The organism is Halomonas sp. DP8Y7-3 (assembly GCF_019801675.1).
In the GTDB taxonomy this organism is placed as follows: domain Bacteria; phylum Pseudomonadota; class Gammaproteobacteria; order Pseudomonadales; family Halomonadaceae; genus Halomonas; species Halomonas litopenaei_A.
Map to the genome: position 1 here is coordinate 416,611 of NZ_JAHVIO010000019.1, position 25,165 is coordinate 441,775.

The window sequence follows — 25,165 nt, forward strand, 5'->3', positions numbered from 1 at the left end:
AAAGGCAAAGGGTATATTCATTCCACCTTGGCCATCATGATGACGTAAAGCCCTGAAGGTAAAGCACGCTTTACTTTTCAATGAGATAACACTCACCTACCACTGGGATCGGCCAGGAGACCACTACGTCAAGGCGATAAGTTGCTGAAAGCCCATGCATTTAAAGTGATTTGTTGACGGGGTGTGTTACATAGGAATTCGAACCATCGAGCATCAGAGCGATGTATGACGCGCAAGATGGTAGGCTGACTAGCCCACGTTGATAGCGCCACGTTACCTCACTTGGTCACCGCTTTTAGACTCCTTCCACCAAACGATATGTGCAGCTTGATGCGAACTTGTATGCGACTGCAATGCTAACCCACAGCGCAGCGGGCCAGCGACAAGCTTGCTCCCTCCCCCTACCTCTGGCCCGCTCTCACCGACAAGAATAGGGATTCATGACACTCTCACGCCCAGCCAATAGCTGTATTATACAAAATACAATTTCCACATATTTCCACGTAAGCACCTCACCGATACTTCAACAATGGAGCGAATTTTACTGACATGGCGGCGAAGGTCTTCAGGACATTTGTCAGCCTATGGCCCTTTAGAAGAACTTGTGTGCACCAAGGGCTAGCGGCGGCGAATGCTGCCATGGAGGTTTGACGGACTTAGCTAGTACTTTCGAGACACTAGCCAGTGTGTCACTCCCAACGCAAGCACGACGGCAGCGGTTGCCAACACATACTGGGGAGTGACCGCATCGAAATCCATGACAATCACCTTTCTTGCAATTGCCATTAACGCTGTCGCAATAACAAGCTGAATGGGAAGAACATCAGTACCCAGATAGAGGCGAATATTAATAAATATTTCTATCGCGATAAGCACTACCATAAAAGCGCCAAAAAGCCGAAAGATATCTCCGACCTCCAGCAGCAGTATCGGAGGCGACGATAGCTGTTGGTAGAGTACATAGACAACATCAATAATGCCCCAGAGGATGACAAACACCATTAGCACAGCGAGGATCTTGACACCGAAGCGAATGATACGATGCAGCGCACTGATGAGGGGGTCCTCATGCTCCTTAGGCAGCTCATCATGAATCAATTGTTGGCGCTTATCCGAAACATCCTTCTGGGAGGTATCGCCTGGCGTCGTGGTCATAGTTCACCTCTGAACCGCATTGCGGGGCTTGGGGAAACGGTGCCGATGATAGTGCCGATAGCGCTGGCGCTGGCGATGTCGGTGGCCGTTTATCGTGGCGGTAGCGCGGCGCACGTATGATCAATAGGAACGTAGTCTGTTTGGCCTGGGCCTACCGTCAGAGGTATCAACGTGACTGCCTGAGACGTTTCCCCATACCCGCCACTGGCAAGAGGTTTGCTGTATGCCGCCTCAACGGGAGCGCTGGGTGAAACGCTCTTCCAGCACCAATCCGAGCCATATCCCCAATATCATGAACAGGAGGGCGACGACCGCGCCGGGTGAACCGGCCGGGAGTGCGATCAGTAGCTGCAGGTCATTTCCTCCTAACGCCAGCGCAGCGCCGACCCCCATCCCCACCCCGGCGACAAGGTGTTTCATCCAGCGCGCCACCATGAAGGGCTCAGGCTCCTTGCGTCCACGACGCGGCGCTGCAGCCATCATTCCCGCCACGATCAACACGCTGATCAACACTCGCGAGACGCTTGGCCAGTCGATGGGCATGTGTTCCATCAATGGCCTCTGGGCAACATCGCGAATCAGTTGACTTGGTGACCAGTGGGGTTCGAGCGCGCCGAGTACGCCACCAATAGCGCCAAACACCACCACGCCAGCATAGATACGGCGATGACCAGGAGAAAGGCGCCAGATCGCAAGCAGTGATAGCGCGACGACCCCCATCACCGCCCACCAGGCAGGCGCGAAGGTCATGTTCAGAGTGGTATAGGAGATGTCGGGGGATAGCCAATACAACAGCCACCATCCCAGGACCCAGCCGGCAATAGTGGCCAGCATATGCCACTGGCCTCTGGCCAGCGCCGACAGGGTCGAAATCGAGCAGCCATGATTGACCGCTGCTGCCAGGCCGAACAAGCCTCCTCCCAGGACGAAGGGCCAACCGGCGGCATGCCGCATCAACACGTCACCCAGGGGAAAATGCACCAACCATGGACTGATCATCCAGAACCAGGCGCCACAGCCCAGAATGGTCAGTAGCAGTCCAGGGCGCCACATGCGCAGGCCTTGTACCGCTCGGACCATACATAGCCCGGTTCGCTGGGCCAGCCAACCGAGCAGGACTGCCAGTACCAGCGTTACCCCTAAGACCATCAGCACCCCTCGTTGTCTCGGTATCCCCACCACGGATGCGACAGAGGCAACCTTGAGTCATCCATCGGGCAGGCCGTCTCCCGTGATGCCGCCGCTCTGAGCCAACGCATGTGCCCTGCGTAGGATCATTCATTCATCATGTAACAATATGCAATCCACGATGGGTGTACCACAGTCCTCCAGCGCGTAGGCGCGTCACGGGACATTCACGCCAAGATATGAGAGGCTGTCCCAGCGTCGCTCGCTTCCACCACTCTTGCGCAGCTCCACCATGACCTTGTCCTTGTTTCTCCTCGTTTTTGCCGTCTGCTTGGTTATCTTTCTGGCGGTGCTTGCGGTGCTGATGTTATCGGGTACACCGCGATATCGGACGGAACCCCGCCACTTGCTGGACCTGTTCGACCGTGCGCTAGACAGCACAGTCAGCGAAGATGAGTGGAACGCGGTCATCCTCTATCCGATTCGCCACGACGAGTATCTGGAAGGCATCCGACGGCGGGCCCGCCACCTGGTAGAAGAGCACGGTCGGTTTGGGCGCGTCAGTCGAGGCAAGTCGCTGCTGGACCCTGCTGGGCATGAGGACCTGCGGGCATTGCGGGACCACCTGGCCGCTCACACACGTCTGCAGGAACGCCGCCAGCAGCCGTAAGCCAGGATCGTAGCGAAAGTCGGGTGTGCGATGAGAATTGTGCACCGATGAGTTATGATAGCCCCTTCATGAGCCTAGGCGGGAGGCATGGGATGAGCAGCGCCATCAGGCGAATTCCCCTGGACACCGCGACGCAACACCATTCTCACGACTACCACCAGATCGTTATCGCCCTGGCCGGTCGTGCTGACTTCGATATCGAGGGCCTTGGCGGCACCATAGAGCCCTTCTGTGGCTGCATCGTTCCTGCCAACCACCTGCACTACTACGCTGGCACTGGCAACAACCGCCAACTGATCGTCGACCTCCCCCATGACGCCCTCGCCTTGACCGGCCATCATCACGAGCTATCGCGCCTATTCGACGCTCCGCGCTTCTTTACGCTGGACGCACCGCTGAGACGCTACTTGGATTTCCTGGTGGCAGAGCTTGACCATCTGGCCGAAGAAGGCCCGGTGCCAGCGCTCCACCAGGAGCGCCTCGCCACGACCTTTCTCGGCTCTCTTCATGCGCGCTTAGCGGCTGACTGCGGAACCAATGCCCAGCACCGACGCATCGACCTGCGCGCCCTCGACCGCTACATCGATGATCACCTGGCGAGGCGCTTCAAGGTCGCTGATCTGGCGGCCTTCGCCTGTCTCAGCGAAACCCACTTCACCGAGCGTTTCCGCGCCCAGACAGGGTTATCTCCCTGGCAATATGTCATGCGCCGACGCCTTCAGGCCTCACAGCGGCTGTTGCTGCGAAGCCGCCTGCCTCTTTCCGAGATTGCAGCCCTCACGGGTTTTGCCCATCAAAGCGCCCTGTCACGTGCCTACCGCAAGCACTTTGGTCACCCGCCCAGTCAAGCACGACGCCACCTGAGCGGCGCTGCCGCGTTGAATCACGCTCACCTCTCTGCCAACACGGCTCAGCCTGCCAAAACTGCACAACAAGGCTAGGGTTAAGACACAAGGACCGGGGATTTAGCAAATCCTTCGGTGGATATGGCAAGCATGAAAGATGTCTGCCACCTAGGCTTGCCACCATGCCCAAGTTTCGCGACTCGGATCGCGATTCGCTCTTCCCGCCCCCTGGCGGTTCACTCTTTGGGGACTGACATGCTCAACGCCAACAACATGCTCGACAACGCCACCTGGCAGCAGGATCTGGACACCCTCTTTACCCGTATCAGCGACCATTACGTGGTCGCGGAAGACGCTTATGTGGGTGAACTGATCGCGCTGATCGATGGCAAGGACGAGCACATCGAGCGCGTCGCACAGAAGACAGCGTCACTCGTCCGCGAGGTCCGCGAGATGGACACCGCGGTAGATACCATCGACGAGCTGCTGCAGCAGTACAGCCTGGACACCCATGAAGGCCTCATGCTGATGTGTCTGGCTGAAGCCATGCTGCGCATCCCCGACAAGGAAACGGCGGACGCGCTGATCGAAGATCGTCTGGGTCCCGCGGACTGGAAAGCGCACCTTGGCAAGAGCGAGTCGTGGATGGTCAACGCCTCTACCTGGGGGCTTCTGATGACCGGGCGCGTGGTCAGCCTGGACAAGCCCAAGGATGGCAAGCCCAGCGGCTTTATCAACAAGATGGTCAATCGCATGGGTGAGCCGGTGATTCGCCGGGCCATGGTTGAGGCGATGAAGGTCATGGGCAAGCAGTTTGTCCTCGGCCGCGACATCGACGAAGCGCTCAAGCGCTCCAAGCCGCTGTTCGACAAGGGCTACACCTATTCCTATGACATGCTGGGTGAGGCCGCTCGTACTCGCCGTGATGCCGGCCGCTACTACGAAGACTACGCCACCGCCATCCGTCAGGTCGGCAAGACCAGCCGTCAGCTGGGTGACAAGACCCCAGCACCGTCTGTGTCCATCAAGCTTTCGGCGCTGCACCCCCGCTACGAATTCGGCCGTCGCGAGCAAGTGCTGAACGAGCTCGTCGGCACCGTCAAGGAACTCGCGGCACTTGCCCGCGAGAACGACGTCGCCGTTACCATCGATGCCGAGGAAGTCGACCGCCTGGAGCTCTCCCTGGAGGTCTTCCGCGCCGTCTACGAAAGCGACGTTTGCAAGGGCTGGGGCCATTTCGGACTGGTCGTACAGGCATACTCCAAGCGCGCCTTGCCGGTCCTTCACTACCTCAACCGTCTGGCCGATTTCCAGGGCGACGAAATCCCCCTGCGTCTGGTCAAGGGCGCCTACTGGGATACTGAAATCAAGGAATCCCAGCAGCTGGGAGTCGACGGCTACCCGGTCTATACGCGCAAGGCCTCCACTGACGTGGCCTATCTCGCCTGCGCCCGCTTCCTGCTGTCGGACGCCACCAAGGGCCGCATCTTTCCCCAGTTCGCGACCCACAATGCCCACACCATCTCCACCATTCTGGAGCAGGCCAACCACACGCGCAGACCGTTTGAATTCCAGCGCCTGCATGGCATGGGTGAAGCGCTATACGATGCCGCACTTCAGCGCGCGCCCGAAGGCACCTACTGCCGCATCTATGCGCCGGTAGGGGCACACAAGGACCTGCTGCCCTACCTGGTCCGCCGGCTGCTGGAAAACGGTGCCAACTCATCCTTCGTGCACCAGCTCGTCGACCCGAAGGTGCCGGTAGAGTCCCTCTGCGTACACCCCATCGAGACCCTGCGTCAGTACAAGACCATCGCCAACCCGCAGATCCCTCTGCCGCGTGACATCTACGGTGCCCATCGCCCCAACTCCAAGGGCGTCAACCTGACCATCAACAGTCAGTACCAGCCGCTGATGGAGGCCATGTCCGCGCACATGGACACCACCTACAAGGCCCAGCCCCTGCTGGCCTTCGACATTGCCGAGGACGCCGCACAGACGCATCAGGTCACCAGCCCCTATGACCGCAGCAAGACCGTCGGCAGCGTGCAGTGGACCACCCGCGAACAAGCGGAGAAAGCCATTGATGCTGCCTGGGCAGCCTTCCCCGACTGGGAAGCCACCCCCGTCAAGCAGCGCGCCGATATCCTGCGTCGCTTCGCCGACCTGATGGAAGAGCACCTGGCGGAACTGATGGCGCTATGTTCTCGCGAAGGGGGCAAGCTGCTGACCGATGGCGTGGATGAAATCCGCGAGGCCGTCGACTTCTGTCGTTACTACGCCGTTCGCGCCGAAGAGCTGTTTGCCGAGCCTACTGATCTGCCCGGCCCAACCGGCGAGTCCAACCGCCTGCACATGGGTGGCAAGGGGGTATTCGCCGCCATCAGCCCCTGGAACTTCCCTGTCGCCATCTTCTGTGGGCAGCTGGTGGCTACCGCCGTTGCGGGCAATACGGTACTGGCCAAGCCAGCGGAGCAGACGTCGATCGTGGCCCATCGCGTGGTCGAGCTGCTCTATCAGGCCGGCATGCCCCGCCACGTCGTCCAGCTATTGCCGGGTGATGGACCTACCGTGGGTAGCGTGCTGACCAGTGATCCTCGCATCACCGGGGTAGTGTTCACCGGTGGAACAGACACAGCACAGATCATTAATCGTGCCCTGGCCGAGCGTGAGAACGCTGCACTGCCTACCCTGGTGGCAGAGACCGGGGGAATGAATGCCATGATCGTGGACTCTACCGCCCTGCCAGAGCAGGTCGTTGCGGACGTGATTCACTCTGCCTTCCAGAGTGCCGGTCAGCGCTGCTCGGCACTGCGCGTTCTCTACCTGCAGGACGATGTTGCCGACCGCGTGCTGGAAATCCTTGATGGCGCCATGGCAGAGCTGCACGTCGGCGACCCCCGTGACCTGGGTACTGACGTAGGCCCGGTGATCGACGAGGATGCGTCTCGTAACCTTCAGGCACACATCGACAAGCTCAAGGGCGAGGGACGCCTGATCAGTGAGACGCCGCTGAAGCCTGAGCACACCCGCAATGGGACCTTTATCGCCCCCGCCGCCTTCAACATCGACAGCATCGATGCCCTGGAGCGCGAGCAGTTCGGGCCGGTATTGCACGTAGTGCGCTGGAAGTCCAAGGACCTCGACAAGGTCATTGCCTCCATCAATGGCCGTGGCTACGGGCTGACCTTTGGTGTTCACAGCCGCAACGAATCCTTTGCCGCTGAAATAGCGCGGAAAATGCGAGTTGGTAACGTCTACATCAATCGCAATATCATTGGCGCAGTCGTAGGCGTTCAGCCCTTCGGCGGGCAAGGTCTGTCCGGCACAGGCCCCAAGGCCGGTGGGCCGCACTACCTGCTGCGCTTCGCGACCGAAAAGACGGTAACGAACAACACTGCAGCGCTGGGAGGCAATGCGTCGCTGCTGGCACTGGGAGACGAATGACCGGTCGGCCACGGCCGCTGGCATCGGTGGTCTTCTCCGTTACCCCGGGGAAGGCCACCACACCGCAGGGACGCGAACGACCACCGCGCCCACTGAAGGGGTCATCGGTCTTGCTATAGAGACGGTGACGAGAGAACGCCATTCACCCACGACAAAAACCACAAGGAACGCACCCCATGGTCGAAAATAACGCCACGATTGGCATTACGTTCGCGCTCTACCTGATACTGATGCTGGTCATCGGCATCATCGCCTACAAGCGCACCACCAACCTGTCAGACTACATTCTTGGCGGCCGCTCCCTGGGTCCCTGGACATCGGCCATCTCGGCGGGTGCCTCGGACATGTCGGGCTGGCTGTTGCTGGGTCTTCCCGGCGCCGCTTACGTCAGCGGATTGTCTGCAGCCTGGATTGCCGTCGGCCTGCTGATCGGCACCTGGCTGAATTGGCTCATCGTCGCACGCCGCATGCGCATCTATACCTTCAAGGCCAGTGATGCGCTGACCCTGCCGGACTTCTTCGCCAAACGCTTCCGCGAGAAGGCGCCTCTGCTGCGGGTCATCTCGGCAGTGTTCATCCTGCTGTTCTTCCTGTTCTATACCAGTTCTGGTCTGGTGGCAGGCGGCAAGCTGTTCGAGACCGTATTTGGTTTCGACTACACCATCGCGGTCACCGTCGGCACCCTCGCGATCATCTCCTACACCTTCTTTGGTGGCTTCCTGGCGGTATCCTGGACGGACCTTATCCAGGGCCTGATGATGGCCGCCGCGCTGCTGATCGTTCCGGTCATCGCCTTGACTGAGCTGGGCGGGCTCGGTGCCAGCGGCCAGCAGATCCTGGCAGAGAACCCCGACATGCTGAGCTGGTTCGTCGATGCCTCCACCGGCGAAACTCTCAGTGCCATCGGCATCATCAGCTCCTTGGCCTGGGGCCTTGGCTACTTCGGTCAGCCCCACATTCTGGCGCGCTTTGCCGCCATTCGCTCCGAAGCGGACATTCCCACTGCACGCCGCATCGCCGTCACCTGGTCAGGACTGTGCCTGGTCTGCGCCATGGCCGTGGGCCTGCTGGGCCTGGTCTACATGACCCGTGACCTGGGTGACGGTGAGACCATCTTCATGGTGATGGTCAACGCCATCTTCCACCCTCTGGTCGCAGGCGTTCTGCTGGCAGCCATTCTGGCGGCGGTGATGTCCACCGCGGACTCGCAGCTGCTGGTGTCCTCATCTGCCCTGACCGACGACTTCTACAAGGCGCTGTTCCGCCCCGATGCCAGCCAGTCAGAGCTGGTCTGGGTGGGACGCCTGGCTGTCGTGGGTATCGCCATCGTCGCCTACCTGCTGGCCATGAACCCTGACTCCACCGTGCTGGGTCTGGTGTCTTATGCCTGGGCAGGTTTCGGTGCCGCCTTCGGTCCTGCCCTGATCATGTCGCTGTACTGGCGCCGCATGAACCAGTGGGGCGCCCTGGCCGGCATCGTGGTCGGCGGCGTCACCGTCGTGGCCTGGGCTGAACTGTCAGGTGGCCTGTTTGATCTGTATGAAATCGTACCGGGCGTGATCTTTGCCTACATCGCCATCGTGGTGGTGAGTCTTGCCACTCAGGAACCTAGCCGCGAGATCACCGAAGAGTTCGATACACTGGAAGATGCATAAGCGCTGAATGACAGCCGTGACGCAGAAGGCCGCCCAGATGGGCGGCCTTCTGCATATGGGACGGCCTTCTCATATGGGGCGGTATTTGGCCTGTCACTGGTCACTGCTCACAGGTCACTGCGCCTCAGCCGTTGCATCACTCGGTTGCCGTTATATCACGCCAATGGAGCGGGCCAACAACAAGGTGACGAAGATCGCCAGGGCCAAGGGGTACCAGGGCGCGGCGCTCGCTCTTCGCAGCCACATGAGCATGCGAGACGCGCCGACAGTGGGCGCTGTGACCAACGGGTAGCACAATGGCAGTGCCAGGCCGACGCCGACTACCCAAAGCCCTAGCCCCACCATCAACACACGAGCAGGCAGTGTCAGACCACTGATCAGCCAGGGCTCCAGCAGCAGCCACACCGCCAGCAAGGCAGAGGCGCCCAGCGCCAAGGCTGCCATCCCCCAAGGCAAGTTGGAGACGCCCAGCCACCGGCTTCGGTTACGTCTGATCACAATGCCGCCCCCGCCATTGGTAGATGATTACCTCACAGTGAAGACGATTTCCGTCCGTTCAGCGAGGTTTCGCGTGGACCACCCGTTGCCGTTGCCCAGGTATCCCCTGCTCGCCTGAGGCGTCATCCAGGGCAATTGACCGCCCCGTGTTGGCTTTCTCACTGCTGTCCCCTGGCCTTCTAGTCCCTGGCCTTCTGGCACCTGGCCTTCTGACCTCTAGCGTTTGCCCCTCGGGCCGTCGCTCCTGCGCCGTGGACTCAGCTTTTGTCTCGTGGCACTCCGCTGTTTGGCCCGTCACACACCCCAAATGTGCAAAAAAGTTGTACAGATTTGACTCACTGACACGGCGCCAGCTCGTTAGTTCCATAGTTTTTCGCTAGTTACCCCTATCGAACCGATTATTTATTTCTACAAGACATTTAGAAACACTGTTCGTAAACTGTGCCCTGTACAACATAGCTTCACTTTTCGAAGCCATAGGATCATCAAGGAGGTCCACCATGAAAATGACACGACTGATGGGAACCGCTGCTCTTCTCGCCACCACTGCTTTTGCTGCGCAGTCCGCCATGGCCTACCAGGCTGGTGACTTCTATGTGCGCGGTGGTTTTGAGAAGGCCGATCCCACTTCAGACAATGGTGACATCGCTGGTCAGGACATTGATGTCTCCGAAGAGAACGGATTTGCCTATGGTGCAGGCTACCTGTTCCACGACAAGTTCGGCGTCGAGCTGAACGGCTCCGAAGCCATGGAGCATGATATCGCTGTCGGCGGCGGCAACATTGGCAGCGTGGACCGCACCCCGGTCAACCTGATGCTCAACTACTACCCGCTGGGTGGCGTCGAAAACGCCCGCGTCCACCCCTACGTTGGCGTGGGCATGAACTACACCCACTTCTCGGACGAGAGCTTCAACGCCGAATTGGATAGCTCCTATGGCGCGGCCGCACAGGTTGGTCTTGACCTGAGCGTCACTGACAACCTGCTGGTGGGCACCTACGCACGCTACGCTGACGTCGACTCCGATATCGAAGTGAATGGCAGCGACGTCGGCGAAGCCGAAATCGATCCGATGACCATCGGTGCAGGCGTCACCTACCGCTTCTAACCAGAAATAATTGAAAGACAGCGTCTGATTTCCATAGATCGCTGACACCACGGCGCCTGGCTTTCCAGGCGCCGTTTTCGTTGGCCAATCCATTGGCATGAACCGAAAGAGGTATTGAGGCAGGTCAATAACTGCATTCTCACTACAGCATAGACTGGCTCACATCGGGTCCGCCCATTCGCCAGTACGCAAGGAGAACTGCATGCGCCATCCCCTGGTCACTACCGCACTGATTGCCACCCTTGGCTCCGCTGCCCTCGTCAGCACACAAGCGCTTGCCGACTATGGCAAGGGCGACTTCTATACCCGCGTCGGTGTGGCCAAGGTCAAGCCTGACTCCGACAACGGTTCCTTGATGGGCGGCACCATGGATACCGATGTCCATGACGACAACGGTTTTGCCTTCACCCTCGGCTACCGCTTCCACGACAAGTTTGGCGTCGAACTGCTGGCCGCCGAGCCCTTCGAACACGACGTGGACCTGAACGTGGGTGGCACCGATATTGGCGCAAGCGTCGAGCATCTGCCGCCGACCCTGACCGTGCAATACTATCCCTTCGGTGGCACCGCTTCCCGTGTCCAGCCCTATGCTGGCATCGGCGTCAACTACACCCACTTCTCTGATGAAGACATCGACCTCCAGGGTGCTGACCTGGACCTGGAAGAGTCCTGGGGCTGGGCTGGCCAGGCGGGCCTGGACCTGCTGATCGACGATCACTGGGCGGCCAACATGGCGGTGTGGTACCTGGACATCGACAGCGACGTCGACCTCAATGGCGAGGATATCGGCGAGATCGAGGTGGACCCCTACGTGATCATGGCCGGCATCAGCTACCGCTTCTGATCCAGAGCACGTCCGCATACATGCAGCGCCCGCTCCTGCCAGGCAGGCGCGGGCGCTGTGCTGTCAATGCCAGTGGCTGAGCCTGAGTGAGGCTCGAGCGAGGCAGCGGCTCTAGCGGGGATGGTGGCGAGAAAGTCCCAACCTCCCCAGGGTGGCATCATCGAGGTGCTCGACGGCCTCCACCGCTGCCAGCGCCTGGTGGTAGCCTTCGCTCAGGAAGTCACGACCGGCCAGCAGGTGCTCGAGGTACTCGCGGGCGGGCTTGAGCCCCTCCCCCTGGCGCTCGGCGCTGGCGATATACACCCAGGCATCGATCACCCCCTCGGCAGTCTGCAGTGGCAAGCGCTGGCGCGTGTATTCCTGGGGATAGCCTTCGAAGGGATCCATGGACGCGATCTGCTCAGGCACCATCAGCTCGAACAGAGCCCCTTCTACGCGCTCGCCAGCGGCGGGCACCACATTGGCGTGGGCGATTCCCGGTACTTTCGAGGCCTTGTTGAAACGCAGGGCGTATCCCTCAAGGGTCGCAGGCAACACGCGTCGCGTGTCTCCGATACGGGCCTCGACCCGTGCCAGGTTCATGTTACTGCCGTAGGCAAAGTACCAGGGCACGTTTCGCTCCTCATCATCTACGCATGAGTGTTCATGACAGCGTCGGCTGACCTACTGGACACTCTCTAGACCACTACCTAAAACGCTATCTAGAACACTATCTAGAACAGTATCCGCATCACGGTGCGCACCGGCGATACGCGCTCTGCCGAGGCTGGTGCGGTCTCAGTTGTCGGTGATCAAACGGTCAATGTCTTCCACCACCTTGCGCAGCAACACGCGATCCTGAGCGCTGGCCCCTTCCTGAATCAGATAGGCATCTACCGCAGGAGCGACATCACAGCTGGCGGGCAGCGCTGCCTGTTGATCTACCAGCACCTCAAGGCGTGCAATGAACACAAAGCGCAGCCATTGGGGCAGTGACATGGTGTCGATACAAAACGGCTGCTGACTGTTGAATGCCGCCGGCTCAGGCTTGTCCATGCGCCACATGTTGGCGGCTTTCATGGTGGCCTGAAGCTCCCTCAGGGCTGCGGCAAGATCATCATGTACAGTGGGTTCGGTCGGCATGCAGCCTCCCTGTCGTTAAAAATGAATAAGGTTGGGGCTCTGAAGCCAATGGACCGGCCCGCCCTAGCCGGGCGAGAGTGCGTCATCCGCAGGCAGCACCTTGCGTAGAAAATCGCGGGTCCGCGGATCCTGGGGCGATGTAAACAGCACCGAGGGTGGCCCCTGCTCGATAATGCGCCCACCTTCCATGAACACCACACGATCGGCCACGTCCCTCGCGAATGCCATCTCGTGGGTCACCACCAGCATGGTCTGTCGCTCCCGGGCCAGCTGCTTCATCAGTGCGAGCACTTCATCTACCCATTCAGGGTCCAGTGACGAGGTCGGTTCATCGAACAGAATGACCTCTGCCTGGGCGGCCATGGCACGGCCAATACCCACGCGCTGCTGCTGCCCTCCAGAAAGCGATGCCGGATAGGCATCCGCCTTGTCCGCCATGCCGATGCGCTCGAGAATCTCGCGGGCACGGGCGTGGGCCTTGGCCTTGGGCCAGCGGTTGACGACAATCAAGCCCTCCGCGATGTTCTCCAGGGCAGTCTTGTTGGCGAACAGCGCGTAGTTCTGAAAGACGAAGGCAGTCCTGCGTCGAACTTCCAGGATGGAGGACTTGCTGGCAGATGCCAGGTCCAGGCTCAGCGAGCCCAGGGTAAGGCGTCCGCCATCAGGCCGCTCAAGAAAGTTGAGGCATCGCAGCAAGGTCGACTTGCCGGTACCGGACGGCCCGATGACCACGATAATCTCGCCCTGCTCGATGTTCAGGTCGATGCCATCAAGCACTCGCGTATCACCGAAGCGCTTGCTTAGCTGTTCTATCTTAATCATCGCCGATAGGCCTCATTGAGTCGGTATTCGAGACGTCGCTGCAGCCACGCCAGCGCCTCCACGATGGCCCAATAAATCAGCGCGACGGTGATAAAGGCTTCGAAGTAGAGAAAACTGCCCGCCGCCTCTTTCTGGGTGGCTCCCATCAGCTCGGTAACGCCGAGGGTAAACGCCAGCGAGGTCGCCTTGATCATGTCGATGAAATAGTTCATCAACGTCGGCACGGCGATGCGAGTTGCCTGGGGCAACACGATCCGACGCATCAGCTGTCCATTGGTCATGCCTATCGACAGCGCGGCTTCGGTCTGGCTGCGGTCGACGCCGACAATGGCGGCACGTATGGACTCTGCCATATACGCGGAAAAATGCAGGGTCAGCCCCATGATGGTCGCGGTAATGCCATCAATAGCGGTCAGAAAGGACAGCGCTTGGGGCAGCCCGTAATAGAACAGGAAAAGCTGCACCAGCAGCGGCGTACCTCGAAAGAACGAGATAAACCACAGCGTCAATCCATTGAGCACCGGTATCTTGAGGACCCGAACCACCGCCAGCAGACTGGCAAGGGCCAGGGCCAGCACCATTCCAGCCAATGCCATGCCTAGCGTCAGCGGCAGATAGCTCAACAGAATGGGCACCAGCCCAAGCATGTAATCGAGATCGAGGAGCTTCATGTGCTGGCCACCCTCACTCAGGGCGTGGTGATGTCGGCATCAAACCAGCGCTGTGAGATCTCGCCGAGGGTGCCATTGTCACGCAGGGTCTCGAGCGCCTGATCCACCTGATCCCGCAGTGCCTCGTCTTCCTGGCGGAAGGGAAGCGCATTGCGAATCTCGGAAAACGGCTTGCCGGCGAGGGCCAACGGCAGCGGTTTCTCCTTGATCACCTGGGTCGCACTGACGCGGTCCATGACAAAGGCATCAACACGCCCGAGCGCGGTGTCCTGCTCGATATTGCTTTCGTAGGTGCGAATGTCCACCTCGTCAGCGAAAGGGAGCTCACGCAACAGCTGCTCGTAATTGGACCCCAGGTTGACGGCGACCGTCTTGCCTGCCAGGTCCTCGACACCGGTCACCTCGTCATTACCTTCCCGGGTAACCACCTGGGCGCCATCGTAGACATAGGGCGACGTGAACAGATACTTCTGTTCGCGCTCCTCAGTGATGGTGATCTGGTTGGCGATGGTGTCGATACGGCCCGACTCCAGCATGCCAAAGAGGCCTGAGAAATTGGCAGTGACAAACTCAACCTCAACGCCCATTTCGTCGGCCACCGCCTCCATGACGTCGACCTCGAATCCCTTCAGGGTGTCCTGTTCGACAAAGGTGAAGGGGAAATAACCACCCGACATGCCCACCTTGAGCGGATCAGCGTAGGCATTGCTGGCGAGACCGAGAGCACCAGCGATAGCGAGAGATGCGGCCAGTTGGCGAACCATGGACGACTCCTTCAAGACAGTAATGGACAGCAAAGGGAGAGACAGTTGGAGGCAACCTGAACAATTTCAACCAACGGCCCACCCTCGCCTCAGCATAATTTGGAATAAACGACCCCCATTATATTCCATTTAGATAGCAGACGCAGTGGAAAAGCTGCCTAGCAGCCATAGCTCGCGGCTATGACCAGGAGACAACAGCCCTCCTGGCAACGCCTATCGCCTGGTCGGTCCTGCCCACAGCATGGATCTGGGACATCACAGCGGCGGAGCTAAACGTGAAGAGACACCTGATGGGGCCTCGGGCAGCAGTGGTTAGGCGGCAAGAGCAGCCCCATCGCTATCACGATCAACAGCGACAGCAACAGGCATGACACCCACAGGGACCAGCGACGCTTTCATGCACAGAAGCCCTGCATGTCCCTGTGGATAACCGCTGAACAGACTGGCACAGCGCGCTACTGGCGGCCTTTAGCGGCACCTGGTCAAAAAATCGCCAGCGAATCGTGCCACCATGTATTCCATAGCGGTAAATTTAGCGATCAGACGGCTGACAGACCTGCCGCTGCACGATAGAGTGCACGCTGATCTTCCGGAGCGACCATGCAAGCGATCCACTCTCTTCACGACTTCTTCCGCCTCACCGGTGCCGACGTGCATCTTTACCATATGGGGCGTCGCGTACATCCTTGCTCACTGGACACCCTGGCTGACTTCGAGGCCGGCGATGTGCCCTGGCCAGAACCCTGGCAAGGCAAGGCCAGGCTGGCCATGGTCTTCCGCCTTGGCGCCATGCAGGACCCACTGATCTGGTTTCTGGCCCTTCCGCTGGATGAGCAAGGCTTGTTGGATGCGGCTCAACGGGATGCTTTTCTGGAGCGCCTGCTATCGACCCTGGGGCGAAGCGCCGAGCAGCTAGAGGCATCGGCCGAGGACGAGATTGACAACCTGATGAAGGACAATCCGCTGGCCTTCACGCCGTCACTGGCTTTCCAGGCAGTCTTGCACGCCCGCGCCAGCGCCGAGCTCGAGCGCCCCGCCAGCGAACACCTCGAGCCCGTCGAGGCCTTCTTCGCCGGACAGGCCGGCCATGATTGGCAGGCACTGGGACTGCAAGGCCTTGCCGACTACGTGGTGCGACTGTCCACCGACACCGAGCGTCAACTGCGCCATGCAATCCCGCAGCTGCACAGCGAAGTACTGACATCGCTATGCTACTGTCTGGAACATGTCGCCATTGATGAGGCCGTGGCAGACAGCCTGCGGCAACGGGGCGAGCAAGCTGCCCGTGACGGCGATATCGAGACCTACTGCGCCTGCATCAGGGCCGTCGGTGGAGGTTCCCGTCGCGTTGCTGCCGACTGGTTCGATCAACTACTGGCCGACCGCCATGCCTGCGGTCCCGATGCGCTGGCGGCCATGGCCGCGCGCGGATGGCAACATCTAGAGGACGCCGAACGCCTGCCCCGCTTTCTCGAGCGACTGGCAGCCAACGAGGAAGCTGACTTTATGGCACTCGCCAGGGACCTGGCACAGATCCCGCGGCTACGCCTGCCGGTGCTGATGACCCTGCGCCAGGCACCTGAGGGCTCAGCGACTGCCAGCCGCCTGGCAATCGTCAAGGGACGCCAGGGTCATTGAGCTGCCCACTGGTGTGTTCGGGTTACCCCTACAAGGAGACGATATGAAGGACCTGCCCTTTCAGGCACAAGCGGTTGTCGGTCGTCGCGAGATGGTGATCCTGCCGGACCTGCACCTGCATCTGTGTGCCAAGGTGGATACCGGCGCACGCACATCAGCCTTGCATGCCGAGGACATCGAGTCCTTCGAGGAAGACGATATTCTGTGGGTCAGCTTCGTCAGTCGCGCGGGCGGGCCTGATAGCCCGGCGCATCAATACCGCATGCACTTGCATGACAGGCGCAAGGTCACCAGCTCCAATGGTCACGCTGAGTGGCGCTACTTCGTGCGCACACGCATGCAGATGGGGGACCTGGAGTTTCCCGTCGAGCTGTCGCTGACCGACAGGCGCAATATGCGCCACCCCATGCTTCTGGGACGCCGTGCCCTTCGCCGCCTGCTGGTGGCACCGGGTGCCACTTTCCTTCACGGCGAACCCTGACGGTTCCACCGCCCCAGCTCTGGAGACTCGCACATGCACATCGCACTGCTGTCCCGCAATCGCAATCTCTACTCCACCCGTCGTCTGGTGGAAGCCGCCGAACAGCGCGGCCACACAGCACGCGTCGTGGATACCCTGCGCTGCTACATGAGCATCGCCTCGCACCACCCCTCCATTCATTACAAGGGGGAAGAGCTGGAGCCCTTCGACGCCGTCATCCCCCGGATCGGCTCGTCGGTCACCTTTTATGGATGTGCGGTCCTGCGACAGTTCGAGATGATGAACGTCACCGTTCTCAACGACAGCGTCGGGATCACTCGCTCACGCGACAAGCTACGCTCGTTGCAGCTGTTGTCCCGCAAGGGGATCGGCCTGCCGGTGACTGGCTTTGCCCACTCGCCGGACGACATTCCCGACCTGATCACCATGGTCAAGGGCGCTCCACTGGTCATCAAGCTGCTGGAAGGAACCCAGGGAATTGGTGTGGTCCTGGCGGAGACCAACCAGGCCGCTGAATCGGTGATTCAGGCCTTCATGGGAATGAAGGCCAATATCATGGTGCAGGAGTACATCAAGGAAGCCAGGGGCGCCGACATCCGCTGCTTTGTGATCGGCGACAAAGTGGTGGCGGCCATGAAGCGTCAGGCCGCCGAAGGTGAGTTCCGTTCCAACCTGCACCGTGGCGGCAGTGCCAGCGTCATCCGCATCACACCGGAAGAGCGTTCCACCGCGATCCGTGCTGCCAAGTCCATGGGCCTGCGCGTCGCTGGGGTAGATCTGCTGCGGTCCAACCACGGTCCCGTGGTCATGGAGGTGAACTCCTCTCCGGGCCTGCAAGGCATCGAGACGGCAACCGGCAAGGACATCGCCGGCCTGGTCATTGAACACCTCGAGAAGAGCGCCACCGCACGACCGAGGACACGGGCACCCGCCAAACCGAAAGGCTGAGGACGTCACGCCGATGACGACCTGAACGCCGCGCACCACAAGGGCGACCGCATCAGCGGTCGCCCTTGTGTTATCCGCTTCCCAGATCCTCGGTAGCCGAAAGCATGATCGCCTTGATCACGCGAGGACGCCCAGGCTACCTATTTCGCCCGACTTCGCCGTCCTTAAAGGCGACATTTCCGCAAATAGTCGACGCTATATCTTACAAAGATAGACGAAGGTCGCAGTCAATTGCGCAGCGCGGCAAGAATCATAAATATTTGACAGATTAGGGGTGGCAAAACTCGTGTCAGAGCCCCACAATTTGCGTCACCGGAGGAGGTGACGCGCATGTTTCTCGATAATCGCCAGGTGGCGATGGACAGCCTGCTGGAAGCCCTGGCAGACAGCATTGACTATTTCCAGGACAACCTCGAGCGCCTGCGGCCGTCGCTGCGCGACGCGCTGGAGCCCCATTTCGAGACGCGTAAGAAGACCATGCGCGAGCTACAGAGCCTGGCCCGCGAACACCTGGATCTTCTGCCTCGCGATGCCGACGTGGAACGCGACGACTACATGTGGTTATGGAGTCGCCTCAAGAGCTTTGTCGGCAACGATTCTCAGGTCCTGATCAACGAACTGCTGGAGCAGGAGCGCGTGCTCATGCAGTCCCTGTCGACGCTGTTCACCCATCCCCTGCCGGCCCCCATCGAGCCGGTGCTGGACAGCATCTGGAAAGGTTGTCGCGCACTGATTCGCGAGCTCTACGACCTGCAGAAGTCGACAACCCCACGCCGTCAGACTGGACGCAAGCCCAACCGCGCAGGCTCTCGTCCGGGCAAGCGCTGATCGCTCAGCGCTTGTCCCCCATGGCGGATGTCCGGTCGTGCACCAGCGCGTATCTTAGCGCCCAGCTGGCGCTGACTCCTCGGCCTGGTCGACGGGGTCGACATGAGCGTCAGCGTAGGAACTGGCAGGAGACGTTCGTTGAGCATCGACGCCAGACGTGTCTGCCGGCTCGCTGAGCAGTTCCGGCACCTCCTCGTCTGATATCCCGACCTCCAGCGCATCCTCGATGATGTCGTGGAGATCTCGAGCATCGGGTGACGCTTCCGGGGGAACGATACTCAGCGGCTCCAGGGGGCCCAGAAAACGAGGCTCCCGATCCCACAGGTAGAGGTCACCCAAGGTTGCCACCCGAGCCACCCACTCCCTGAGAATGAGCCACCAGGTATTTTCTCTCTCCGGTGCGGGACACCCCGCCACCTCAAGCCCCAGCGCATCGCCGATAAACAGCGCTCGCGGCAGGTGCCAGTCCTGGGTAATCAGCAGCGCGCGCTTGACCTCGAACACGTCACGCGCTCGGGCCAGCGTGTCGAAGGTGCTGAATCCGGCGTAATCCAGCGTCATGTCCACCTCACGGACACCCCGTTCCTTGAGGTCTCGCCACATCGTCACCGGCTCATTGTAATAGCGCGTCGAGTTGTCACCCGATACCAGCAAGTGCCGCAAGACCCCGTCATTCATCAACCGGGCCGCTGCAATCATCCGCCCCTCGAAATGAGGATTTCGCGCTCCGCTACGGGTCCAGTGGGACGTGCCGAAGACAATGCCGACTTGATGGGGTCGACACTCTGCCAGGCTGGGGGCGATCCGCTGGCGGGTGGACATGACCATCCAGGCGTTGGCCGCCACGAAGGCCAGCGCCAGCAGCAGTGCCAGGCTGCCAAGCACCAGCAATAGACGACGAAAGATGCTCAGCAGCGAATCGCGCATGGCAGTTCCAAGTAACAGCGGGAGCCCGGATCCGATCCAGCGCTGGGGCGAAGATCAGAACATGCCAAGTTCGAGCTTGGCTTCGTCGGTCATCATCTCACGACTCCAGGGGGGATCGAACACAATCTCGGTATGCACTTTCGAGATCTGAGGCGCCCCCAGAATCTTGTTGCGCGCATCCGCAGCAATCACGTCACCCATGCCACAGCCGGGCGCGGTCAGCGTCATGCGAATGGTCACGATTCGCTCACCGCTGATCAGCCGCTCTATGCGGCAACCATAGACCAACCCAAGATCCACAATATTGACCGGGATTTCAGGGTCGAAGCAGGTACGCAGCTGCTCCCACACGAAGGCCTCGATGGCGTCATCATCCGCCGCGGGATCCAGGGTCGGTCGCGGCAATGACTCGAGCCCTACCGCATCGAGGTTGGCGCCTTCAATGAGATACAGACGCCCTTCATAGGCGACACTGACCGTGCTGCCCTTGGCCTGCATCACCGAGACAACGCTGTCTTCGCTGAGCACCACTGTCTTGCCGAAAGGGATCGAGATGACGTCCACGTCTCGCTGCAGCGGCAGCTGCTGCCCCTTGCTCAATTGAGCAATCTGATCGTACTCGCTCATGCACATCCTTAGCTGGCGATGCCAGTCACTCCGGTCGATGGACCTGGGCCGCGCGACGCACCCAGGTCCATGACCCTGTCAACGCAACATGCTGATGACGCGATCCAGGCTCTCGACCAGCACATCGATCTCTTCGGGGGTGTTGTAGGCAGCGAAGGAGGCGCGACAGGTCGCATCGACACCAAACTGCGCCAGCAACGGCTGCGCACAATGGTGCCCGGTGCGAATGGCGACACCCAACTGATCGATCAGCAGGCCGATATCCTGGCTATGCACACCGTCCACCACAAAGGACAGCACTCCGGCCTTGTCAGGGGCCGTCCCCAGGATGCGCAGACCGTCAATGGCCCCCACACTGAGGGTGGCATGCTCCAGCAAGCGCTGCTCCCAGGCACCAATGTGCTCAAGACCAATGCCGTTGACCCACTCGATCGCCTTGCCAAGGGCAATGACCTCGGCAATCGCGGGAGTCCCCGCTTCGAACTTGTGGGGTATCGCTGCAAAGGTGGTCGGGGCGTCGAAGGATACGGTAGCGATCATCTCACCACCGCCCTGCCAGGGTGGCATGGTTTCAAGCAACGACTCACGGCCATAGAGCACACCCGCACCGGTTGGCCCGTACACCTTATGCCCGGAAAACGCGTAGAAGTCAGCGTCGATCGCCTGAACGTCGATGGGCTGGTGCGGTGCCGCCTGAGCGCCATCCACCAGAATCAAGGCACCGTGGTCATGGGCCACGCGCGCCATGTCGGCGACGGGGTTGACCGTCCCCAACGCGTTGGACACGTGATTGACCGCCACTAGTCGCGTGCGCTCACCGATCAGGTCCTGATACGCCTGCTGGTCGAGCACACCACGCTCATCGACCGGAATCACCTTGATGGTGAAACCTTTTTCGGCAGACAGCAGCTGCCAGGGCACGATGTTGGAGTGGTGCTCGAGCTGGGACACCAGCACTTCATCACCAGGTCCCAGGTTCGCCCGACCCCAGCTCTGGGCAACCAGGTTGATCGCCTCGGTCGTGCCGCGAGTGAACACCACCTGACGCGTGCTGGGCGCATTGATGAAGGCGCGGACCGTTTCTCGGCTGCCTTCATAGGCGGCAGTCGCCTCGTCCGCCAGGGTGTGCAAGCCCCGATGGATATTGGCGTTGATCTGGCGATAGTAGTGATCAAAGGTCTCGATCACCTGCCGCGGCGTCTGGCTGGTCGCCGCATTGTCCAGATACACCAGTGGCTTGCCGTGAACCTCCCGATCAAGGATCGGGAAGTCACTGCGGACACGGGCCACATCGAGCAACAGATCGCTGAAGTGGGTCATGCTCAGTCCTCGTTGAGGGCGACGGCAGCCTCGACCAGACCAGCCAGATGGAAGCGCTCGGGCAGCTTGCCGGCGACGGTCAGCTCGACCCGCTCCGCCACGGCATCCAGGTCGACCTGATCCATGACTTCACCGGCGAAGGCCAGGGTCAGCAGGCCTCGCGCGGTCGCCTGGTCCAAACCACGGGTACGCAGGGCGAACACGGCCTCTTCATCCAACTGGCCGGTCGTCGCGCCGTGGGAGCACTTGACGTCATCCGCGTAGATTTCCAGCTCAGGCTTGGTGTCGATCTGGGCGCGATCGGACAGCAGCAGGTTGGCGTTGCTCTGATCCGCCTCGATCTTCTGGCTGTCGCGCTTGACGATCACCTTGCCGTTGAACACGCCATGCGCACGGTCGTCGAGGATGCCCTTGTAGTTCTCGTGGGAGAAGGTGTGGGGTGCGTTATGGTTGGCCAGCGTGTGGTTGTCCACATGCTGACGATTCTGACCATAGAACAGCCCATTGAAGGTGACTTCCGCACCCTGGCCATTGAGGTCACTGATCAGGTCGTTGCGCACCAGACCACCACCCAGCGTCAGGTTGAAGGAGGTGAACTGGGCATCGCGACACTGCTCGACGTGGATGCTGGCCACGTGCAGGTCCTGCTCCGGCGACTCCACCAACTTGTAATGGGTCAGGTGGGCGCCACGATCCAGCATCACTTCTTCCACCAGGTTGGTGAAGTTGGCAGCGCCCTCTTCACCCACGTGATGCTCGATCACGGTGGCCTGGCTGCGACTGGCCGCTTCGATGAGGATGCGCGGATGGCTCATCACCGCCGTCTGGTTGGCCCGGGACAGGAACTGCAGCACGATGGGTTTTTCCACCACCGTACCCGGCGCCAGACGCACCAGCGCACCTTCCTCGAAGAACGCGGTATTCAGCGCAGAAAAGGCCGAGAACTCCACGCCTGTCAGCCGCCCTAAGGGACCGCCGACAGCTTCATGATTCTCCTCGAGCGCCTGGGACAGCGGCTGCACCTGAACACCGCCGGGCAGTTCGGTCAGGTCCGACAAGGCACTGGAAAAGACACCATCAACGAAGGTCAGTCGATGAGCATCCATTGGCAGCGTCAGCGCCGCTGCGCTGGCAGGCGAAAACTCCGCATCCTCTGCCAGCTGGAAATCACCGCGACTGATGGCACGAACGTCGGTGTACTTCCACTCTTCGACGCGGCGATCGGGAAACCCCATCGCTTCGAAGCGGGCAGCGCCCGCCTGGCGCCGCGCGGCGATCCAGGTCGGCTCACCGCTGCGACGTGCGCTGCGCTCGCTCAGACGATCCAGAAAGCGCTGGACCTCACTTGCTCCCTGGCTTGCTGTCTGGTTCATGCAGCAGACTCCTCTACGACCCAGTCGTAGCCACGGCTTTCGAGTTCACGCGCCAGGTCGGCATTACCGCTCTTGACGATACGACCATCGACCAGCACGTGCACATGATCCGGCACGATGTAGTCCAGCAGGCGCTGGTAGTGGGTCACCAGCAGGATGCCGCGATCTTCGCTGCGCAGCGAGTTGACGCCTTCGGCCACCACCTTCATCGCATCGATATCGAGACCGGAGTCGATTTCATCCAGCATCGCCAGCTTCGGCTGCAATACCAGCATCTGCAGGATCTCGTTACGCTTCTTCTCGCCACCGGAGAAGCCTTCATTTACCGCGCGCTGCAGGAAGCTGTTGTCCATCTTCATGAAGGACACCTTCTCCTTGATCAGCTTCATGAACTCGGGCGCGGGAATCTCGCCTTCTCCACGGGCTTCACGCTGAGCATTCAGCGCTGCCTTGAGCAGGTAGATGTTCTTGACTCCCGGAATCTCCACCGGGTACTGAAAACCGAGCAGCAGGCCCGCCTGAGCACGCTCCTCAATCTCCATCTCGAGCACATCGCGGCCTTCTAAGGTGATCGTTCCGGCGGTCACCTCATAGCCGTCCTTGCCTGCAATCACCGCAGACAGGGTGGACTTGCCTGCGCCGTTGGGGCCCATGATGGCGTGCACTTCACCGGGCTGGATGGACAGAGTCAGACCCTTGAGGATTTCAGAGCCCTCGACGGTGACGTGGAGATCCTTGACTTCGAGCATGTTGACACCTTTGCAGTGCCCGCCGCTCCAGGCGACGGGGTGTAACTAACAGGGTTGGCGGAGGGCGCGGGCGATCAGCCCACCGCACCTTCCAGAGTCACGTTGAGCAGTGCTTCTGCCTCGACGGCGAATTCCATCGGCAGCTCCTGGAACACATCCTTGCAGAAGCCGTTGACGATCATGTTGACCGCGTCTTCTTCGGAGATGCCGCGGCTCTGGCAGTAGAACAGCTGGTCTTCACCAATCTTGGAGGTCGTGGCCTCGTGTTCCACGGTCGCCGTGGAGTTACCGATTTCCTGGTAGGGGAAGGTATGGGCGCCACAGGTGTCGCCGATCAGCAGCGAGTCACACTGCGTGAAGTTACGCGCACCCTTGGCCCGCGGCCCCACCTTAACCAGACCGCGGTAGGACTGGTTGGAGCGGCCGGCAGAGATACCCTTGGAGACGATGGTGGACTTGCTGCCCTCGCCCAGGTGAATCATCTTGGTACCGGTATCGGCCTGCTGGCGACCGTTGGTCACCGCCACGGAATAGAACTCGCCGATGGAGTCCTTGCCGCGCAGCACGCAGGACGGATACTTCCAGGTAATGGCCGAGCCAGTTTCCACCTGGGTCCAGCTGATGTGCGAGCGATCACCGCGGCAATCACCGCGCTTGGTGACGAAGTTGTAGATGCCGCCCTTGCCATCTTCGTCGCCCGGGTACCAGTTCTGCACGGTGGAGTACTTGATGCTGGCGTCTTCCAGAGCCACCAGCTCGACCACTGCGGCGTGCAGCTGATTCTCGTCGCGCATCGGCGCCGTGCAGCCTTCCAGGTAGGACACCTGCGCCTTCTTCTCGCACACGATCAGGGTGCGCTCGAACTGGCCGGTGTTGGCGGCGTTGATACGGAAGTAGGTGGACAGCTCCATCGGACAGGTCACGCCCTCCGGCACGAACACGAAGGAACCGTCGGTGAACACTGCCGAGTTCAGCGCCGCGAAGTAGTTGTCGCTGGTGGGCACGACGGTACCCAGATACTGCTTTACCAGCTCTGGATAGTCGCGAATCGCCTCGGAGATGGAACAGAAGATCACGCCCGCTTCGGCCAGCTTGTCCTTGAACGTGGTGGTCACGGACACGGAGTCAAAGACGGCATCGACCGCCACCCCAGCCAGTGCGGCACGCTCATGCAGCGGGATACCCAGCTTCTCGTAGGTCTCGAGCAGCTTGGGGTCGACTTCATCGAGGCTCTGGGGCTTGTCTTCTTCACGCTTCGGGGCACTGAAGTAGGAAATCGCCTGATAGTCGATCGGCGGATAGTCCAGATGTGCCCAGGACGGGGGCGTCATCTTCAACCACTGACGATAGGCATCCAGCCGCCATTCCAGCATCCATGCCGGCTCACCCTTCTTGTTGGAGATGAACGCAATGGTATCTTCGTCGAGTCCCGGCGGGATCGTGTCGCTCTCGATGTCGGTCACGAATCCTTCTTTATATTCGCGACGGACGAGCTGTTCCATTTCCTGACTTGCCATGATGTGTCCCCTCCCGGACGGTTCGGT

The 25,165-nt window shown here is 60.4% G+C and carries 24 protein-coding genes; 10 read left to right on the plus strand and 14 right to left on the minus strand.

Annotated elements, in window-relative coordinates:
• Positions 1-660: 660 nt before the first annotated feature.
• Together KUV86_RS19485 and KUV86_RS19490 are read right to left on the minus strand one after the other, a co-directional pair.
• On the minus strand, positions 661-1,155 hold the full coding sequence (locus KUV86_RS19485) for a phosphate-starvation-inducible PsiE family protein (RefSeq protein ID WP_222486279.1): 495 nt from the start codon (positions 1,153-1,155) through the stop codon (positions 661-663).
• Between the two features lie 231 nt (positions 1,156-1,386).
• Positions 1,387-2,304 carry a YeeE/YedE thiosulfate transporter family protein gene (locus KUV86_RS19490; protein ID WP_222486281.1) on the minus strand — a complete coding sequence of 306 codons (918 nt, stop codon included), beginning with the start codon at positions 2,302-2,304 and terminating at the stop codon, positions 1,387-1,389.
• Positions 2,305-2,581: 277 nt separating this feature from the next.
• On the opposite strand from KUV86_RS19490, the gene KUV86_RS19495 reads away from it, so the two are divergent.
• The 4 genes from KUV86_RS19495 to putP all read left to right on the plus strand — a co-directional run bounded on the left by KUV86_RS19495 (position 2,582) and on the right by putP (position 8,900).
• Positions 2,582-2,953, plus strand: a complete 372-nt coding sequence (locus KUV86_RS19495; protein ID WP_206943644.1) for a hypothetical protein — start codon at positions 2,582-2,584, stop codon at positions 2,951-2,953.
• Between the two features lie 92 nt (positions 2,954-3,045).
• Positions 3,046-3,894 carry an AraC family transcriptional regulator gene (locus tag KUV86_RS19500; protein WP_206943552.1) on the plus strand — a complete coding sequence of 283 codons (849 nt, stop codon included), beginning with the start codon at positions 3,046-3,048 and terminating at the stop codon, positions 3,892-3,894.
• A gap of 159 nt (positions 3,895-4,053) precedes the next feature.
• Positions 4,054-7,245, plus strand: a complete 3,192-nt coding sequence (gene putA / locus KUV86_RS19505) for a bifunctional proline dehydrogenase/L-glutamate gamma-semialdehyde dehydrogenase PutA (protein WP_222486283.1) — start codon at positions 4,054-4,056, stop codon at positions 7,243-7,245.
• Positions 7,246-7,421: 176 nt separating this feature from the next.
• Complete coding sequence (putP, locus tag KUV86_RS19510) at positions 7,422-8,900, plus strand: sodium/proline symporter PutP (RefSeq protein WP_206943556.1); 1,479 nt, start codon at positions 7,422-7,424, stop codon at positions 8,898-8,900.
• 150 nt (positions 8,901-9,050) lie between these two features.
• Here the strand turns inward: putP and KUV86_RS19515 are convergent, their stop codons facing one another.
• Positions 9,051-9,398, minus strand: a complete 348-nt coding sequence (locus KUV86_RS19515; protein ID WP_222486285.1) for a hypothetical protein — start codon at positions 9,396-9,398, stop codon at positions 9,051-9,053.
• Positions 9,399-9,898: 500 nt separating this feature from the next.
• Here KUV86_RS19515 and KUV86_RS19520 point away from each other — a divergent pair, with 500 nt between their 5' ends.
• Complete coding sequence (locus tag KUV86_RS19520; RefSeq protein WP_206943560.1) at positions 9,899-10,507, plus strand: OmpW/AlkL family protein; 609 nt, start codon at positions 9,899-9,901, stop codon at positions 10,505-10,507.
• 202 nt (positions 10,508-10,709) lie between these two features.
• On the plus strand, positions 10,710-11,351 hold the full coding sequence (locus KUV86_RS19525; RefSeq protein ID WP_222486287.1) for an OmpW/AlkL family protein: 642 nt from the start codon (positions 10,710-10,712) through the stop codon (positions 11,349-11,351).
• 111 nt (positions 11,352-11,462) lie between these two features.
• On the opposite strand, the gene KUV86_RS19530 is transcribed toward KUV86_RS19525, so the two are convergent.
• From KUV86_RS19530 to KUV86_RS19550, 5 genes are all read right to left on the minus strand, one after another.
• Positions 11,463-11,963, minus strand: a complete 501-nt coding sequence (locus KUV86_RS19530) for a gamma-glutamylcyclotransferase family protein (protein ID WP_222486289.1) — start codon at positions 11,961-11,963, stop codon at positions 11,463-11,465.
• Between the two features lie 165 nt (positions 11,964-12,128).
• Positions 12,129-12,473, minus strand: coding sequence for a YqcC family protein (locus KUV86_RS19535; RefSeq protein ID WP_206943564.1), 345 nt, complete (start codon positions 12,471-12,473; stop codon positions 12,129-12,131).
• Positions 12,474-12,536: 63 nt separating this feature from the next.
• Positions 12,537-13,295, minus strand: a complete 759-nt coding sequence (locus KUV86_RS19540; protein ID WP_222163669.1) for an amino acid ABC transporter ATP-binding protein — start codon at positions 13,293-13,295, stop codon at positions 12,537-12,539.
• A complete protein-coding gene (locus KUV86_RS19545) occupies positions 13,292-13,966 on the minus strand; it encodes an amino acid ABC transporter permease (protein ID WP_206943566.1) in 675 nt (224 codons plus the stop codon). Before KUV86_RS19545 ends, KUV86_RS19540 begins: the two co-directional genes overlap by 4 nt.
• 17 nt (positions 13,967-13,983) lie before the next feature.
• A complete protein-coding gene (locus tag KUV86_RS19550) occupies positions 13,984-14,730 on the minus strand; it encodes an amino acid ABC transporter substrate-binding protein (protein ID WP_206943567.1) in 747 nt (248 codons plus the stop codon).
• A 600-nt stretch (positions 14,731-15,330) separates the two neighbouring features.
• Between KUV86_RS19550 and KUV86_RS19555 the strand changes: the two genes are divergently transcribed.
• The 4 genes from KUV86_RS19555 (at position 15,331) to KUV86_RS19570 (ending at position 18,625) form a co-directional block, all read left to right on the plus strand.
• On the plus strand, positions 15,331-16,368 hold the full coding sequence (locus KUV86_RS19555; protein ID WP_222486291.1) for a DUF3549 family protein: 1,038 nt from the start codon (positions 15,331-15,333) through the stop codon (positions 16,366-16,368).
• A 43-nt stretch (positions 16,369-16,411) separates the two neighbouring features.
• Positions 16,412-16,849 carry an ATP-dependent zinc protease gene (locus KUV86_RS19560; protein WP_206943569.1) on the plus strand — a complete coding sequence of 146 codons (438 nt, stop codon included), beginning with the start codon at positions 16,412-16,414 and terminating at the stop codon, positions 16,847-16,849.
• Positions 16,850-16,882: 33 nt separating this feature from the next.
• A complete protein-coding gene (gene rimK, locus KUV86_RS19565) occupies positions 16,883-17,797 on the plus strand; it encodes a 30S ribosomal protein S6--L-glutamate ligase (RefSeq protein ID WP_206943570.1) in 915 nt (304 codons plus the stop codon).
• Between the two features lie 330 nt (positions 17,798-18,127).
• Complete coding sequence (locus tag KUV86_RS19570) at positions 18,128-18,625, plus strand: hypothetical protein (RefSeq protein ID WP_206943572.1); 498 nt, start codon at positions 18,128-18,130, stop codon at positions 18,623-18,625.
• Between the two features lie 54 nt (positions 18,626-18,679).
• Here KUV86_RS19570 and KUV86_RS19575 read toward each other — a convergent pair whose 3' ends face one another.
• From KUV86_RS19575 to sufB, 6 genes are all read right to left on the minus strand, one after another.
• Complete coding sequence (locus KUV86_RS19575; protein ID WP_222486293.1) at positions 18,680-19,552, minus strand: vancomycin high temperature exclusion protein; 873 nt, start codon at positions 19,550-19,552, stop codon at positions 18,680-18,682.
• A gap of 54 nt (positions 19,553-19,606) precedes the next feature.
• Positions 19,607-20,179, minus strand: a complete 573-nt coding sequence (gene sufT / locus KUV86_RS19580) for a putative Fe-S cluster assembly protein SufT (RefSeq protein WP_222486296.1) — start codon at positions 20,177-20,179, stop codon at positions 19,607-19,609.
• Positions 20,180-20,257: 78 nt separating this feature from the next.
• A complete protein-coding gene (locus KUV86_RS19585) occupies positions 20,258-21,499 on the minus strand; it encodes a cysteine desulfurase (RefSeq protein ID WP_206943578.1) in 1,242 nt (413 codons plus the stop codon).
• 2 nt (positions 21,500-21,501) lie between these two features.
• Complete coding sequence (gene sufD, locus KUV86_RS19590; protein ID WP_222486298.1) at positions 21,502-22,872, minus strand: Fe-S cluster assembly protein SufD; 1,371 nt, start codon at positions 22,870-22,872, stop codon at positions 21,502-21,504.
• The gene (gene sufC / locus KUV86_RS19595) at positions 22,869-23,621 is read right to left on the minus strand and encodes a Fe-S cluster assembly ATPase SufC (protein WP_222486299.1); all 753 of its coding nucleotides are present in this window, start codon (positions 23,619-23,621) and stop codon (positions 22,869-22,871) included. Before sufC ends, sufD begins: the two co-directional genes overlap by 4 nt.
• 74 nt (positions 23,622-23,695) lie before the next feature.
• On the minus strand, positions 23,696-25,138 hold the full coding sequence (gene sufB / locus KUV86_RS19600) for a Fe-S cluster assembly protein SufB (protein ID WP_206943584.1): 1,443 nt from the start codon (positions 25,136-25,138) through the stop codon (positions 23,696-23,698).
• Positions 25,139-25,165 lie beyond the last annotated feature (27 nt).

What these genes read in the sequence shown, in the direction of transcription:
- KUV86_RS19555 (WP_222486291.1), top strand. Translation starts at nt 15,331, where the DNA reads ATGCAAGCGATCCACTCTCTTCACGACTTCTTCCGCCTCACCGGTGCC.
- KUV86_RS19500 (WP_206943552.1), top strand. Translation starts at nt 3,046, where the DNA reads ATGAGCAGCGCCATCAGGCGAATTCCCCTGGACACCGCGACGCAACAC.
- KUV86_RS19585 (WP_206943578.1), bottom strand. Translation starts at nt 21,499, where the DNA reads ATGACCCACTTCAGCGATCTGTTGCTCGATGTGGCCCGTGTCCGCAGT.
- KUV86_RS19545 (WP_206943566.1), bottom strand. Translation starts at nt 13,966, where the DNA reads ATGAAGCTCCTCGATCTCGATTACATGCTTGGGCTGGTGCCCATTCTG.
- KUV86_RS19570 (WP_206943572.1), top strand. Translation starts at nt 18,128, where the DNA reads ATGTTTCTCGATAATCGCCAGGTGGCGATGGACAGCCTGCTGGAAGCC.
- putA (WP_222486283.1), top strand. Translation starts at nt 4,054, where the DNA reads ATGCTCAACGCCAACAACATGCTCGACAACGCCACCTGGCAGCAGGAT.
- KUV86_RS19520 (WP_206943560.1), top strand. Translation starts at nt 9,899, where the DNA reads ATGAAAATGACACGACTGATGGGAACCGCTGCTCTTCTCGCCACCACT.
- KUV86_RS19575 (WP_222486293.1), bottom strand. Translation starts at nt 19,552, where the DNA reads ATGCGCGATTCGCTGCTGAGCATCTTTCGTCGTCTATTGCTGGTGCTT.
- sufD (WP_222486298.1), bottom strand. Translation starts at nt 22,872, where the DNA reads ATGAACCAGACAGCAAGCCAGGGAGCAAGTGAGGTCCAGCGCTTTCTG.
- sufC (WP_222486299.1), bottom strand. Translation starts at nt 23,621, where the DNA reads ATGCTCGAAGTCAAGGATCTCCACGTCACCGTCGAGGGCTCTGAAATC.
- sufT (WP_222486296.1), bottom strand. Translation starts at nt 20,179, where the DNA reads ATGAGCGAGTACGATCAGATTGCTCAATTGAGCAAGGGGCAGCAGCTG.
- KUV86_RS19485 (WP_222486279.1), bottom strand. Translation starts at nt 1,155, where the DNA reads ATGACCACGACGCCAGGCGATACCTCCCAGAAGGATGTTTCGGATAAG.
- KUV86_RS19490 (WP_222486281.1), bottom strand. Translation starts at nt 2,304, where the DNA reads ATGGTCTTAGGGGTAACGCTGGTACTGGCAGTCCTGCTCGGTTGGCTG.
- KUV86_RS19550 (WP_206943567.1), bottom strand. Translation starts at nt 14,730, where the DNA reads ATGGTTCGCCAACTGGCCGCATCTCTCGCTATCGCTGGTGCTCTCGGT.
- KUV86_RS19535 (WP_206943564.1), bottom strand. Translation starts at nt 12,473, where the DNA reads ATGCCGACCGAACCCACTGTACATGATGATCTTGCCGCAGCCCTGAGG.
- sufB (WP_206943584.1), bottom strand. Translation starts at nt 25,138, where the DNA reads ATGGCAAGTCAGGAAATGGAACAGCTCGTCCGTCGCGAATATAAAGAA.
- rimK (WP_206943570.1), top strand. Translation starts at nt 16,883, where the DNA reads ATGCACATCGCACTGCTGTCCCGCAATCGCAATCTCTACTCCACCCGT.
- KUV86_RS19525 (WP_222486287.1), top strand. Translation starts at nt 10,710, where the DNA reads ATGCGCCATCCCCTGGTCACTACCGCACTGATTGCCACCCTTGGCTCC.
- putP (WP_206943556.1), top strand. Translation starts at nt 7,422, where the DNA reads ATGGTCGAAAATAACGCCACGATTGGCATTACGTTCGCGCTCTACCTG.
- KUV86_RS19540 (WP_222163669.1), bottom strand. Translation starts at nt 13,295, where the DNA reads ATGATTAAGATAGAACAGCTAAGCAAGCGCTTCGGTGATACGCGAGTG.
- KUV86_RS19560 (WP_206943569.1), top strand. Translation starts at nt 16,412, where the DNA reads ATGAAGGACCTGCCCTTTCAGGCACAAGCGGTTGTCGGTCGTCGCGAG.